We start from the raw sequence: 13,503 nt of genomic DNA on the forward strand, positions 1-13,503 counted from the left end.
TGCGCTACATACTTTTACCCGTCGGGTAAACCGGGGTTGCGCACGCCACTGGCCACATGTCCCGATGGCACATGCCGGGCTGCGGATTCAATGTGGCCGGTCTGGTCGTCAAAGAAAAAGTCAGGCTCGAACTCGCGCAAAAACTCCCCCTTGTCCAGTCCCCCCAGAAACATGGCTTCGTCGACTTCGATGTTCCAGTCCATGAGAGTCCGAATCGCGCGCTCATGCGCGGGTGCGCTGCGTGCCGTAACCAGCGCAGTGCGAATACGCATGGTGGGTGTGCCGGCTTTTTGCAGGCGATGCAGCGCCGTCAACAAAGGTTTGAATGGCCCGGCCAGCAGGGGTTGCTGGGCCTTGTCTTTTTCATGCTGTTGAAAAGCCGTCAAGCCCTGGGTCTGGTAGACGCGTTCGGCCTCGTCGCTGAACAGTACCGCGTCACCGTCAAAGGCAATCCGCACTTCATGCGGATAAGCATCGCCGGCATGGGCTGACTGCGGATACACCTGCGCGGCGGGCACGCCAGCATCGAGGGCGGCGCGCACATCGCTCAGATGGGTGCTCAGGAACAGGTTCGCATGCAAGGGCTTGAGGTAGCGCCAGGGTGATTGCCCGCGCGTGAAGCTGCCGCGCTCAATGGGCAAACCGTAATGCTGCGCCGAACGAAACACCCGCATGCCCGACACCGGATCATTGCGCGACAGGATCACCACCTCCACCGGCTGACTGGCTGGCTGCTGCGCAGAACTGGCGGGCGAGTGGTTGAAAGCCAGCAGCTTCTTCACCAAAGAAAACGCCACGCCGGGTTTGGCGGGGATGTCCAGGCGTTCCAGTTGCAGTGCCATGTAGGCCCGGTCGTCGCCCTGTTCGAACACCTCGTTTTCGTCTTCAAAATCAAACAGGGCGCGGCTTGAAATCGCCACCACCAGTTTGCCGTCGAGTGACACGCTCATGATTGCAAAAACATCCGGAAAACCGGGTTGTGGGTTTCTTCCACATAGGGGTAGCCCAGTGTTTCCAGGAACTTGGCAAAAGCCTTGTCGTCCGCCTTGGGCACCTGCAGTCCGACCAGAATGCGGCCGTAGTCAGCGCCCTGGTTGCGGTAGTGAAACAGGCTGATGTTCCAGCCGGGGCGCATCAGGCTCAGGAATTTCAGCAAGGCTCCCGGCCGCTCGGGAAACACAAAGCGCAGCAAGCGCTCGTCCTGCGCCAGCTTGGAGTGTCCACCCACCATGTGGCGAATGTGTTCCTTGGCCAGTTCGTCGTGCGTCAAGTCCAGCGCTTCAAAGCGGTGCTTGGTGAAGTTGGCCGCGATCTTGGTGGATTCGCCCTTGCCGTGGGTGGTCAGGCCGACGAACACATGGGCCTGCTGTTCGTCGCTGATGCGGTAGTTGAACTCGGTCACATTGCGCTGGCCGCCGGGCAGGTTGCCAATCAGCTCGCAGAAACGTTTGAAGCTACCGCGTTCTTCCGGAATCGTGACCGCAAACAGCGCTTCGCGTTCTTCACCGACTTCGGCACGTTCGGCCACAAAGCGCAGCCGGTCAAAGTTCATGTTGGCGCCGCACAGAATGGCCGCGTAGGTTTCGCCCTTGGTCTTGTGCCTGGCCACGTACTGCTTGATGGCTGCCACGGCCAGGGCGCCTGCGGGCTCCACAATGCTGCGGGTGTCCACAAACACGTCCTTGATCGCCGCGCACACCGCGTCGGTGTCCACAATGACGAACTCATCCACCAGCTTGCGGGCGATGCGAAAGGTTTCCTCGCCCACCAGTTTCACGGCCGTGCCATCCGAGAACAGGCCCACATCGGAAAGCGTCACCCGCTTGCCTGCGGCCACCGACTGGGCCATGGCGTCGGAATCGTTCATCTGCACGCCAATCACCTTGATCTCCGGCCGAACCGCCTTGATGTAATTGGCCACGCCAGCGACCAGCCCGCCGCCGCCAATCGCCACAAACACGGCATCCAGCCGGTTCGAGCCGTGGCCCTGCAACTGGCGCAGCATCTCCATGGCAATCGTGCCCTGGCCGGCGATCACGTCGGGGTCGTCAAAGGGGTGCACAAAAGTCAGGCCCTGCTTTTTCTCCAGCGCAGCAGCGTGGGTGTAGGCATCCGAGTAGCTTTCACCGAACAGCACCACCTCGCCGCCAAAGCCGCGCACTGCATCCACCTTGACCTGCGGCGTGGTGGTGGGCATCACGATCACCGCACGGGTGCCCAGCTTTTGCGCACTCAGCGCCACGCCCTGGGCGTGGTTGCCGGCAGAGGCGCAAATCACCCCTTTCTTCAGCTGCTCGGGGCTCAGGTGCGCCATCTTGTTGTAGGCGCCGCGCAGCTTGAAGCTGCGTACGGGTTGCTGGTCCTCCCGCTTGAGCAGCACGGTGTTGTGCAGGCGTTTGCTCAAGGTTTTGGCGGGTTCCAGCGCCGTCTCTGAGGCCACGTCATAGACGCGGGCAGTCAGGATCTTTTTAAGGTAATCGGCGGGCGTCAGGGGCTTGGTGTGTGGGGTCTTCATGGACCTTCAATGATAAGCGCCCGCCAAAAGCGACAATCCTTACTTTTTGAAGCAAAGAGCGGGGACCATCATGGAATGCACAGTAAGTTGGACCGGAGCGCTGGGTACGCGCTCAGGCATGGGTTTTGTAGCGGAAACCGGCAGTGGCCACACCCTGGTGATGGACGGTGCGCCGGATGCGGCCAAACCCGAAAATGGCGGGATGAATCTGGCCCCGCGTCCGCTGGAAACCGTTTTGGCCGGCACCGGCGGCTGCACAGCCTACGACGTGGTGCTGATTTTGAAGCGTGGCCGCCACGCTGTAACCGGATGCACGGTCAAGCTCACCGCAGAGCGGGCGGAGGTCGATCCCAAGGTGTTCACCGCGATCAACATGCATTTCACCGTGACTGGCAAGGGCATTCCAGCGGCTGCAGTCGAGCGCGCCATCGCCATGAGCCACGAAAAATACTGCTCCGCCAGCATCATGCTGGCTAAAACAGCTGTCATTACAACCAGCTTTGAGCAGCTTGAGGCCTGAAACCCCGAGGGCAACCGGGGATTAAACCCGGTGCGCCACTGTTGTCATGACTTTGGCGGCGACTCGCATCAGGTTTTTGACCGGTTGAGGCAATTCCAGCGCCCCGGCATCTTTGGCATCCTGCGCATGGCGTGCCTCGTCGTCTTTCATTTGCGCCACGATGGCACGGGAAGCGTGGTCATGGGCGGGTAACAGCGTCAAATGACTCTCCAGATGGGCCCCTACCTGATTTTCAGTTTCCACCACAAAACCCAGGCTGACCCGGTCGCCCAGCCGTCCCGCCAGCAGGCCCAGGCCAAAGGCTCCGGCGTACCACAGCGGGTTGAGCAGCGAAGGACGCTCGCCCAGTTCGTCCAGGCGTTGTTTGGTCCATGCCAGGTGGTCAGTCTCTTCGGCGCTGGCCTTGATGAAGTGGGCGCGCAGCGCTTCGTTTTGGGTAGCAAAAGCCTGCGCGGTGTACAGCGCCTGGGCACACACTTCGCCCACATGGTTGACCCGCATCAGGGCGCCAGCATGGGCCTTTTCAGCGACCGACAGGTCCGTGGCCTCGTTGGTCAGGGTCGGGCAGGGCTGGGCGGCGCGAGGCGTGGCAAACAGGGTGCGCAGGGCGGCGTCAAAGGCGCTTATGAGGGTGTCCATGTGGGCTCATTGTAAAACGGCCCGAATTTTCAATATCCTTCGTCAAACCCGCTAGGTTGGCAGGCTTTGGGCGAGCTTGAGGAGAGGCTTGTATCAACTTGTTGCAGCCTTGCAACGAAACTATCTGATTAGTCCATTTTTAGGGTCATTTTCTTTGCCAAGCCCCCCCGCCTCTGGTTCAATAGACCCAACTTCCTGAAATAGGAGGTTGGCCCGGGGATCCGAGACCCTCGTACCGGAGCCCTATGTTTAACCTTGGAGTAATTTGAAATGAAAAAATCCCTCGTAGCTCTGGCTGCTCTGGCTGTTGTCGGCGCCGCTTCTGCACAATCCACCGTCACGATCTACGGTCGTCTGGACGCTGGCTACTCTGCTTCCACCACAACTGCAACAACTGCTGCAGGTGTTTCTTCTGATGCCAAAGACCGCGGTATCAACAACAACGGTCTGGCTACCAGCTACTGGGGCATGAAGGGTTCTGAAGATCTGGGCGGCGGTTTGCGCGCCAACTTCAACTTGGAAACCAGCGTTGGTATCGACACTGGTGCTGATGGTGGTCGCTTTGACCGTATTTCCACTTTGGGCGCGTCCGGCAACTTCGGTAGCGTCATGGTTGGTCGTTTCTACACCCCCATGTTCTTGACAACTCTGGCTTCCGACGTGTTCGGCGCTGGCGGTGCTTACACTGTGAACTTGTTCACAGACGGTGTTCGTGCTAGCGATGCATTCTGGTACACCACTCCCAATATGGGTGGTTTCAGCGCGACTGTGATGCTGGGTCGTAGCAATACCGTGACCTTGGCAAGTGCAGCCGTGGCTGCTACGCCAGTTTCAGCTGCAGTTGCAGCGGTTGCAGCTGGTGATACAACAGTCAACAACACAGGCCTGAGCGCAACTTACGCTGCCGGTCCTTTGATGGTGTCTGCTGCATACAGCAAAGTGGAAGGTACATTGGCTGGCGTGAATGGTGAGATCACTGGTTCTGCTCTGACTGGCACTTACAACTTTGGCCCTGCTAAATTGTTTGCTGGTCACATCCGTGGCAAGACTACTCTGAATACCACTAGCGCTGCCGCTACTGAGCAGACCGAAACCAACTTGGGCGTGTCTGTGCCAATGGGCGCTGCCACCTTCATGGCTGCTTATGGTCGCAATACCAAAGACAACATCGCCGCTGCTGGTACAGTGGATGGCCAGACCGGTAGCGATTTTGTTATCGGCGTGACTTATGACCTGAGCAAGCGTACGGCGCTGTACCTCAAGACCGGTACTTACAACAAGTTGGACAACACGGCAACCCTCGCAGGTACCAAGACCAACACGACTGCTCTGGGTCTGCGTCACCTGTTCTAATTCTGATGCTGGCCTAGCCAGTAGCTGAATTAAAGCTAAGAGCCCTGCTGTTTCACGACGGCAGGGCTTTTTTTGTATATGGATCTGTGGGTAGTTTGATGATTTCCAGATTGGCGGGCTTCGTGCTTTTACTTCAATTGACGGCTTGTGCTGTTCAGTCGCCGGTACTTGAAAACGCGGTGCTGGAAGACACCGACAAGGTTCTGGGTATTTCCCAATGGCAACATATGGCGCTGCCGGGTAAGCGAGCCACCGACTATGTGGCAACCCAAATGGATGGGCGGGACGTTCTGGCCGTGCATTCGGAGTCCTCCGCGAGCATGATGCGCCAAAAAATACGCGTGCTGCCGGACGATCTGGGTCAGGTTCAATTTTCCTGGAAGGTTCCGGAATTGATTGCGCAGGCGGATATGGCCTTGCGAAATGCCGATGATTCGCCGGTACGCATTGTGCTGGCTTTCGAAGGTGATCGATCCAGGTTCTCCGCCAAAAATGCGATGCTGTCAGAGCTGTCGAACCTCATGACAGGGGAGCCGCTGCCCTATGCCACCTTGATGTATGTATGGTGCAACACGCGCGCACCGGGTTCGGTCATCGTCAATCCCCGGACTGATCGCATTCGCAAACTGGTGGTCGAGTCTGGCGGCAAAAACCTGAACCAGTGGCTGGACTATGAGCGCGACATTCGTGCCGATTACGAGCGTGTTTTTGGTGAACCCCCCGGGGCTCTGGTGGGGGTTGGCATCATGACGGATACCGACAATACCCATACGGCCACGCGGGCCTGGTATGGCCAGCCCCGCTTGTCTTCCGGCAAGCGTATGACCAAAGACACGGCGGGCAAGGGGAAGAAAATTCCCCAAAGTGTTTTGGCAACGCTCAAATGACACTTTGATTGATGTTTGCATTCATTTTGCGTCGCCTGCTGCAGGCCATGGTTGTGATGGTGGTGGTGGCCTTCATCGCGTTCATGTTGTTTCAGTTTGTGGGCGATCCCGTGGTCTTTTTGCTGGGGCAGGACGCCCAGCCCGATCAGATTCGCCAACTGCGCGCCGATCTGGGGCTGGATCAGCCCTTTTTCGTACAGTTCTGGCATTTTTTATGGAACGCAGCGCAGGGTGAATTTGGCTTGAGTTTGCGCCAGGGTGCCAAGGTGTCGCGTCTGATTGTCGAGCGCCTGCCGGCGACGCTGGAGTTGGCGCTGGTGGCTGCTGTGCTGGCGCTGGCGATTGGGGTGCCCATGGGGGTCTATGCTGCCTTGAAGCGTGGCAGCTTCCTGAGCCAGGTGTTCATGACCCTCTCCCTGCTGGGTGTGTCACTGCCCACATTCTTGATTGGCATCTTGCTGATCCTGGTTTTTTCCGTGGGCTTGGGCTGGTTCCCCAGCTTCGGGCGGGGTGACGTGGTGCAATACGGCGGCTGGAGCAGCGGCTTGCTCACGCTGGACGGCTGGCACCACATCGTCATGCCCGCAGTGACTCTGGCGGTGTTCCAGCTCACCCTCATCATGCGCCTTGTGCGTGCGGAAATGCTGGAGGTCTTGCGCACCGATTACATCCGCTTTGCCCGCGCTCGGGGCTTGAGCAATCGGGCCATTCATTTTGGACATGCCCTGCAAAACACGCTGGTGCCGGTGATCACCATCACGGGCCTGCAATTGGGCCAGTTGATTGCGTTTGCCATCATCACCGAGACGGTTTTTCAGTGGCCCGGCATGGGTTTGTTGTTCATTCAGGCTGTGACCTTTGCCGATATTCCGGTGATGGCCGCCTACCTGTGCCTGATTGCGTTGATTTTTGTGGCCATCAATCTGGTGGTCGATCTGCTGTATTTCGTGGTGGATCCGCGCTTGCGCGTCAGTCAGGCGGGGGGGCACTGATGCAGACTTCTAAATTTAACGTTCATGGGCGTGCGTTCGCCCACATTGCAGCGTTTCACCCCGAAATCATGGCGTTTCGGCGTGATCTTCACGCTCACCCGGAGCTCGGGTTTGAAGAGGTCTACACCTCGAAACGGGTGCAGGAGGCGCTCAAGGTTTGTGGTGTGGACGAAATTCACACGGGCATTGGGAAAACGGGCGTCGTCGCCATCATTCGGGGCCGCGCCAACCAAAGCGGAAGAATGGTTGGCCTGCGTGCGGACATGGATGCACTGCCCATGACCGAGAACAACGATTTCGCATGGAAATCCGCCAAGGCGGGCTTGATGCATGGCTGTGGTCATGACGGTCATACCGCGATGTTGGTGGGTGCGGCGCGTTACCTGGCCGAAACCCGCAACTTTGACGGCACAGCGGTGCTGATTTTTCAACCCGGCGAGGAGGGTTACGCGGGTGCCAAGGCCATGATCGACGATGGTCTGTTTGAGCGCTTCCCGGTGAATGCGGTGTTTGGCATGCACAACTGGCCGGCGATGCGACCTGGCACCATTGGCATCAATCCTGGCCCGATGATGGCGGCGGCGGACCGTGTGACGATCGAGATCACGGGCAAGGGCGGACATGGCGCCCACGCCTACCAGACCATCGACCCGGTGCTGGTGGCGGCGCACATCATTACCGCAGTGCAAAGCATTGTTTCGCGCAATGTCAGGCCCCTGGACAGTGCCGTCATCAGCCTGTGCGCCATGAGGGCGGGCGAGCTTGGCGCCATGAGCGTGATACCGGATTCGGCCACGCTGGTGGGGACCGTGCGCAGCTTCAGCCCGCAGGTGCAGGCTTTGGTAGAGCGACGACTCAGCGAGATGTGCGAAGCCGTGGCGCAGGGCTTTGGCGCCGTGGCCACCGTGCGGTATGAGCGCATGTACCCGGCCACGATCAACACGGCCGCAGAAGCTCACCTGGCCGCAGATGTGGCGCAAAGCCTGGTGGGGCCGGAGCACGTGGTGCGTGACCTGGAACCCAGCATGGGTGCGGAAGATTTTTCTTTCATGTTGCAGGTCAAGCCCGGTGCCTATATGCGCATTGGCCAGGGTGCAGAAAATGGCGTGGGCAGCTGCGTCCTGCACAATAGCCGGTATGACTTCAATGATGAAATATTGTCCCTGGGTTCTGCCTTGCACGCCAGCCTGGTCGAGCGCGCGATGCCGTTATAGATGAGTTGCTGTTTGTTTGGTTTTCCAATGGAGATAAATATGAAATTCAAGAAAAATTGGGCTCCAGCCCTGGTGGTTTCTTCGTTCGCAGCTATGAGTTTCGTAGCGTCTGCCGTCACCCTGAAGGTGGCCAACCAGGGCGATGCGCTGGCCATGGACCCTCACTCGCTCAACGAATCCTTGCAACTCTCGGTCGTGGGCAATGTCTATGAGCCGTTGGTAACCCGTGATCGGGATTACAAACTTACACCGGGTCTGGCCACTGACTGGAAGCAGACTGCGCCTACGGTGTGGCGTTTTAATTTGCGTAAAGGGGTTGTTTTTCATGATGGCACGCCTTTCACCGCAGACGATGTGATCTTCAGTTATGAACGCGCCAAGGGCGAAGGTTCTGACATGAAGACCTATGTGGGCCAGATCAAGGAGATCAAGAAAATCAATGACCATGCGGTCGACTTCATTCTGGGCGCACCGTTTCCGATCTTGCCCGAGTTGTTCACGCAATGGATGATGATGAGCAAGAAGTGGTGCGAAACCAATCAGGCCATGAAACCGGTGGATCGTCGCAAAGGTATCGAGAATGCGGCCTCCTTCCGTGCCAATGGCACGGGTCCTTTCCGTTTGCGTGAACGCCAGCCGGGCGTGCGCTCCATTTTCTCGCGCAATGGCGCCTATTGGGGCAAGGTGGAGGGCAATGTGGATGAAGTCATCTTTACCCCCATTGGCAACGATGCCACGCGGGTGGCTGCCCTTTTGTCGGGTGAAATTGACGTCATGGAGCCGGTGCCCGTGCAAGACGTTGCGCGCCTGCAGGGCAACGCCAAGATCAAGGTCATGCAAGGGCCTGAATTGCGTGTCATCTTTCTGGGAATGGACCAAAAACGCGATGAGCTCCTGTTCTCCAATGTGAAGGGCAAGAACCCGTTCAAGGACAAGCGTGTTCGTCAGGCTTTTTACCAGGCCATCGATATTGAGGGTATCAAGAAGACTGTGATGCGTGGTGCGGCAACCCCAGCGGCCTTGATGTTCCCGCCCCAGGTGAACGGCTATGCCCCGGATCTGGGCAAGCGCCTGCCATTTGATGTGGAGGCTGCCAAAAAATTGATGGCCGAGGCGGGCTACCCGGCGGGCTTTGAGGTCAAGATGAATTGCCCCAATGATCGCTACGTGAACGACGGTGAAATTTGCCAGGCGGTGGCGGCCAACCTGTCCAGGATCGGCGTCAAGATCAACCTTGAGGCAGAAACCAAGGGCACTTACTTCCCCAAAATCCTCAGCCGCAATACCAGTTTCTACATGCTGGGTTGGACATCCAGCACGGTGGATGCGCACAACGTCATGTATTCCATCATGTCATCACCGGGTGAGGGCGGGCGTGGCCAGTTCAACCTGGGGAGCTACAGCAATGCTCGAGTTGACGAACTGACTCTGAAAATTGCTTCCGAGACGGATTTGAAAAAGCGCAACGAGATGATTCATGAAGCGCTGAAAATTCATCAGGACGAAGTGGGGCACCTGCCGTTGCATCAGCAGGCGCTGAACTGGGGCGTCAAGAAAAGCGTTGAACTGGTGCAATGGCCGGACAACGGCATGTACTGGCGATATGCCAAGGTTGCTCCCTGAGCGCTGACCTGCCTAGCGGATGAGAGTATGGTTTGCCCGTGTGGCCGATAGTGATGTGGGCCACAGCTTTCGCAGTTCGCCCGTGGCGATGGCCGCAGCAGCTGTGGCGCTTCTGTGCATTTTCTGTTCCGTGTTCGCCAATCTGGTGGCGCCGCACAATCCGTTTGACCTGAGCACGCTGGAGCTGAGTGAAGCCCGTTTGCCGCCCGCCTGGGATGCCCTGGGCAGTATGAAGTACCTGCTGGGCACCGATGATCAGGGACGGGATATTCTTTCGGCCCTGATGTTTGGCGCCCGCATCTCGCTGATCGTCGGTTTCGCATCGGTGGTCTTGTCGGTTCTCATGGGCGTCACGCTGGGCTTGCTGGCAGGTTTTCTGGGTGGCTGGATGGATGCGATGTTGATGCGCTTGTGCGACGTCATGCTGTCCTTTCCGCCGATCCTGGTGGCCTTGCTGATCGCGGGCGTGGGTCGGGCGCTGTTTCCCAATGCGCAGGATGGGCTGGCCCTGGTGGTCCTGATTGTTTCCATCACATTGACGGGCTGGGTCCAGTACGCACGCACGGTGCGGGGCTCCACGCTGGTTGAGCGCAACAAGGAATACGTGCAGGCGGCCCGGGTGACCGGCGTGTCGGGCCTGCGCATCATGCGCCGCCATGTGCTGCCCAATGTGTTGGGGCCGGTGCTGGTACTGGCGACGATTCAGGTGGCCACGGCCATCATCACCGAGGCCACGCTGTCGTTCCTGGGTGTGGGGGCGCCGCCCACATCGCCCTCGCTGGGCACCTTGATTCGTGTCGGGAACGATTACCTTTTTTCGGGGGAATGGTGGATCACGGTTTTTCCTGGCCTGATGCTGGTCACCATTTCACTGAGCGTGAACTTGCTGGGCGACTGGTTGCGGGATGCTTTGAATCCACGCTTGCGCTGAAGATGAAACTTTTAGAAGTCAAAAACCTGGTGGTCGAGTTTCCCAACCGCCGCGGTACGCTGCGGGCGCTGGACGATATTTCGTTTGACATTGCACCGGGTGAAATTCTGGGTGTGGTGGGTGAGTCAGGGGCCGGCAAGTCGATCACAGGCGCCTCCATCATCGGTCTGCTGGAGCCGCCCGGACGCATCGCCAGTGGTCAGATATGGCTTGAAGGCGAACGCATCGACTCGCTCGGCATTGAACAGATGCGCCATATCCGGGGCAAGCGCATCGGCGCCATTTTTCAGGACCCGTTGACCTCGCTCAATCCGTTGTACACGATTGGTCGCCAGTTGGTCGAGACGATCCGCGCACATCTTCCGGTCAGTGAAAAGGAGGCACGCGAGCGTGCAGTGGCCTTGCTCAACGACACGGGCATTCCGGCCGCCGCGCAGCGCATGGACCATTACCCGCACCAGTTTTCCGGTGGCATGCGCCAGCGCGTGGTGATTGCCCTGGCGCTGGCGGCCGAGCCGAAGTTGATCGTGGCGGACGAGCCCACCACTGCGCTGGATGTGTCGATACAGGCGCAAATCATCTCGCTGCTGAAAACGATTTGCAAGCAGCGCGGTGCGGCCGTGATGCTGATCACGCACGACATGGGCGTGATCAGTGAAACCTGTGACCGCGTGGCGGTGATGTATGCCGGGCGCATAGCGGAAATCGGACCGGTGCATGAGGTGATCAACCATCCAGCCCATCCCTACACAGCGGGTTTGATGGCGGCCATACCCGATATCACCCAGGACCGCGAACGTCTGAACCAGATCGATGGCGCCATGCCGCGCCTGAACGCCATTCCTGCAGGCTGTGCCTACAACCCGCGCTGCCCGCAAGCCTTTGGCAAATGCAGGAGCGAGCGGCCTGACCTGATGAGCGCAGGCGTGACGCGAGCGGCGTGCTGGCTGCATGAAGGGGCGGCTGCATGACGGCCCCGCGCAGCCCGGCGCTGGTCCAGGCCAATGATCTGGCGATGACGTTTGATGTGTCGGCGCCCTGGCTCAATCGCGTGATCGAGCGCAAACCCCGGACGCTGCTGCATGCGGTGGATGGGGTGAGTTTTGAGATTGAAAAAGGCAAGACGCTCGCGCTGGTGGGTGAGTCCGGTTGTGGCAAGAGCACCGTGGCCCGCTTGCTGGTGGGTTTGTATGAGCCCACGCGCGGCACGCTGCAGTTTGACGGTCTGGATGCGCATGCCGTCTTCAAGACCCCGGATGGCCTGAAGTTGCGCAGCCGCATCCAGATGATTTTTCAGGACCCGTATGCGTCGCTGAATCCGCGCTGGATTGTGGAAGATATCGTGGGCGAGCCATTGATCGAACACGGCATGGTGACCGACCCGGCTGAGTTGAAGGCGCGGGTGGGTGAATTGCTTACCTCCGTTGGGCTCAGTGCGCTGGACATGGTGAAGTATCCGCATCAATTTTCAGGCGGTCAGCGTCAGCGTATCTCGATTGCCCGTGCACTGGCCACGAATCCCGAATTTCTGGTGTGTGACGAGCCAACCTCGGCACTGGATGTGAGCGTCCAGGCGCAGGTGCTCAACATCATGAAGGACCTGCAACGCAGGCTGGGGCTGACCTACCTGTTCATTTCACACAATCTGGCCGTGGTGCGTCATGTGAGTGATCAGGTTGGCGTGATGTACCTCGGTCGGTTGGTGGAATTGGCGGACAAGCAGGACCTTTTTGCCAACCCGCGCCATCCCTACACGCGCATGCTGCTGGACGCCATCCCCAAGATGCGCGACACCGGGCGGGCTCGTACGCCGGTGCAGGGCGAGGTTCCCAACCCCTTGAGCCCACCCACGGGCTGCGCCTTCAATCCGCGTTGTCCGCATGCGAATGAACGTTGCCGGACCGAGCGGCCGCAGTTGCTGACGATCCACGGCGTGAAGATCGCCTGCCATGCCGTCGAAGAGGGACGCCTTTGATTCAGGCGTAGCGCTTGCTGCGCAGATTGTTTTTCATTTCCCGCAGCAGGGGTTGCAGTGTGTCGCCACCAATGCGCAGCGCCACACACGTGGCGAGTATGTCAATGATCATCAAATGCAGCAGCCGCGACACCATGGGGCTGTAGCGGTCAAAACCTTCCGGGTGATCAGCGGCCAGGTGGATGTGGCCAGCCGCCGCCAGTGGCGAACCGCTGGCCGTGATGACGATGGTGGTGGCGCCGTTTTTCCGTGCAATGTCGCAGGCGTCCATCAGGTCCCGGGTACGGCCTGAGTTGGAGATGACAACAACGCAGTCGCCCGGCCCCAACAGCGAGGCACTCATGACCTGCATGTGGCCATCGCTGTAGGCAATAGTGTGCATGCCAAGGCGGAAGAACTTGTGCTGCGCATCCTGGGCCACCACGCCGGAATTGCCGACGCCAAAAAATTCGACGCGTCTGCCAGCTTTGCATGCGTTGACCAAGGCGGTCACGGCTTTCTCAATCGCGGCGGTACTGGCGTCATTGCGGTATTTCAGGAATGCGGCCACGGTGTTGTCGATGACCTTGACCGTGATATCGCTGATTTTGTCGTCGGCATCAACGCTGCGGTGAATGAAGGGTACGCCTTCGCTCACGCTGCCAGCGAGCTTGCGCTTGAAATCGGCCAGGCCGTTGTAGCCAACGCTGCGGCAAAAACGCACCACGGTCGGCTTGCTCACATGGGCTCGATCGGCCAACTCGGTAATGGGTTGGCTGGCAAAGCTGCGCGGGTCGCTCAGTACAAGTTTGGCGACACGCTGTTCCGCAGGCGCCAGGGACGGCAGTGACGCTTTGATTCGATCAAGCATGATG

At 59.0% G+C, this 13,503-nt stretch carries 13 protein-coding genes; 9 read left to right on the forward strand and 4 right to left on the reverse strand.

Going from position 1 to position 13,503, the window contains the following annotated elements; genetic code table 11:
• Positions 1-14 precede the first annotated feature (14 nt).
• Together IV109_RS04955 and ilvA are read right to left on the reverse strand one after the other, a co-directional pair.
• Positions 15-950, reverse strand: a complete 936-nt coding sequence (locus IV109_RS04955) for a 5'-nucleotidase (protein WP_296693115.1) — start codon at positions 948-950, stop codon at positions 15-17.
• Positions 947-2,515, reverse strand: coding sequence for a threonine ammonia-lyase, biosynthetic (ilvA, locus tag IV109_RS04960; protein WP_296693118.1), 1,569 nt, complete (start codon positions 2,513-2,515; stop codon positions 947-949). The genes IV109_RS04955 and ilvA overlap by 4 nt, the downstream gene beginning before the upstream one ends.
• 70 nt (positions 2,516-2,585) lie before the next feature.
• On the opposite strand from ilvA, the gene IV109_RS04965 reads away from it, so the two are divergent.
• Entirely contained in the window at positions 2,586-3,035 is a 450-nt protein-coding gene (locus IV109_RS04965) for an OsmC family protein (RefSeq protein ID WP_296693120.1), read from the forward strand.
• Positions 3,036-3,056: 21 nt separating this feature from the next.
• Here the strand turns inward: IV109_RS04965 and coq7 are convergent, their stop codons facing one another.
• On the reverse strand, positions 3,057-3,674 hold the full coding sequence (gene coq7, locus IV109_RS04970; RefSeq protein WP_296693124.1) for a 2-polyprenyl-3-methyl-6-methoxy-1,4-benzoquinone monooxygenase: 618 nt from the start codon (positions 3,672-3,674) through the stop codon (positions 3,057-3,059).
• Between the two features lie 270 nt (positions 3,675-3,944).
• Between coq7 and IV109_RS04975 the strand changes: the two genes are divergently transcribed.
• The 8 genes from IV109_RS04975 to IV109_RS05010 all read left to right on the forward strand — a co-directional run bounded on the left by IV109_RS04975 (position 3,945) and on the right by IV109_RS05010 (position 12,649).
• Positions 3,945-5,027: a porin gene (locus tag IV109_RS04975; protein ID WP_296693127.1), complete on the forward strand. Its 1,083-nt coding sequence runs from the start codon at positions 3,945-3,947 to the stop codon at positions 5,025-5,027.
• Between the two features lie 122 nt (positions 5,028-5,149).
• On the forward strand, positions 5,150-5,914 hold the full coding sequence (locus tag IV109_RS04980) for a DUF3047 domain-containing protein (protein WP_296693130.1): 765 nt from the start codon (positions 5,150-5,152) through the stop codon (positions 5,912-5,914).
• Between the two features lie 11 nt (positions 5,915-5,925).
• Entirely contained in the window at positions 5,926-6,906 is a 981-nt protein-coding gene (locus tag IV109_RS04985; RefSeq protein ID WP_296693133.1) for an ABC transporter permease, read from the forward strand.
• Positions 6,906-8,120: a M20 aminoacylase family protein gene (locus tag IV109_RS04990; protein WP_296693136.1), complete on the forward strand. Its 1,215-nt coding sequence runs from the start codon at positions 6,906-6,908 to the stop codon at positions 8,118-8,120. The genes IV109_RS04985 and IV109_RS04990 overlap by 1 nt, the downstream gene beginning before the upstream one ends.
• A 39-nt stretch (positions 8,121-8,159) precedes the next feature.
• A complete protein-coding gene (locus IV109_RS04995; RefSeq protein WP_296693138.1) occupies positions 8,160-9,743 on the forward strand; it encodes an ABC transporter substrate-binding protein in 1,584 nt (527 codons plus the stop codon).
• A 19-nt stretch (positions 9,744-9,762) separates the two neighbouring features.
• Complete coding sequence (locus IV109_RS05000) at positions 9,763-10,674, forward strand: ABC transporter permease (RefSeq protein ID WP_296693140.1); 912 nt, start codon at positions 9,763-9,765, stop codon at positions 10,672-10,674.
• 2 nt (positions 10,675-10,676) lie between these two features.
• Entirely contained in the window at positions 10,677-11,645 is a 969-nt protein-coding gene (locus IV109_RS05005) for an ABC transporter ATP-binding protein (protein WP_296693142.1), read from the forward strand.
• Complete coding sequence (locus IV109_RS05010; protein ID WP_296693145.1) at positions 11,642-12,649, forward strand: oligopeptide/dipeptide ABC transporter ATP-binding protein; 1,008 nt, start codon at positions 11,642-11,644, stop codon at positions 12,647-12,649. The genes IV109_RS05005 and IV109_RS05010 overlap by 4 nt, the downstream gene beginning before the upstream one ends.
• Position 12,650: 1 nt before the next feature.
• On the opposite strand, the gene IV109_RS05015 is transcribed toward IV109_RS05010, so the two are convergent.
• Entirely contained in the window at positions 12,651-13,499 is an 849-nt protein-coding gene (locus IV109_RS05015; protein WP_296693148.1) for an SIS domain-containing protein, read from the reverse strand.
• Positions 13,500-13,503 lie beyond the last annotated feature (4 nt).

The organism is Rhodoferax sp. (assembly GCF_018780565.1).
Lineage (GTDB): Bacteria > Pseudomonadota > Gammaproteobacteria > Burkholderiales > Burkholderiaceae_C > Rhodoferax.

Bases quoted from the DNA above. Each gene is read 5' to 3' on its own strand.
- IV109_RS04985 (WP_296693133.1), top strand. From the start codon at position 5,926: ATGTTTGCATTCATTTTGCGTCGCCTGCTGCAGGCCATGGTTGTGATG.
- IV109_RS05005 (WP_296693142.1), top strand. From the start codon at position 10,677: ATGAAACTTTTAGAAGTCAAAAACCTGGTGGTCGAGTTTCCCAACCGC.
- IV109_RS04990 (WP_296693136.1), top strand. From the start codon at position 6,906: ATGCAGACTTCTAAATTTAACGTTCATGGGCGTGCGTTCGCCCACATT.
- IV109_RS04965 (WP_296693120.1), top strand. From the start codon at position 2,586: ATGGAATGCACAGTAAGTTGGACCGGAGCGCTGGGTACGCGCTCAGGC.
- IV109_RS05000 (WP_296693140.1), top strand. From the start codon at position 9,763: ATGAGAGTATGGTTTGCCCGTGTGGCCGATAGTGATGTGGGCCACAGC.
- IV109_RS05015 (WP_296693148.1), bottom strand. From the start codon at position 13,499: ATGCTTGATCGAATCAAAGCGTCACTGCCGTCCCTGGCGCCTGCGGAA.
- IV109_RS05010 (WP_296693145.1), top strand. From the start codon at position 11,642: ATGACGGCCCCGCGCAGCCCGGCGCTGGTCCAGGCCAATGATCTGGCG.
- ilvA (WP_296693118.1), bottom strand. From the start codon at position 2,515: ATGAAGACCCCACACACCAAGCCCCTGACGCCCGCCGATTACCTTAAA.
- IV109_RS04975 (WP_296693127.1), top strand. From the start codon at position 3,945: ATGAAAAAATCCCTCGTAGCTCTGGCTGCTCTGGCTGTTGTCGGCGCC.
- IV109_RS04995 (WP_296693138.1), top strand. From the start codon at position 8,160: ATGAAATTCAAGAAAAATTGGGCTCCAGCCCTGGTGGTTTCTTCGTTC.
- IV109_RS04955 (WP_296693115.1), bottom strand. From the start codon at position 950: ATGAGCGTGTCACTCGACGGCAAACTGGTGGTGGCGATTTCAAGCCGC.
- coq7 (WP_296693124.1), bottom strand. From the start codon at position 3,674: ATGGACACCCTCATAAGCGCCTTTGACGCCGCCCTGCGCACCCTGTTT.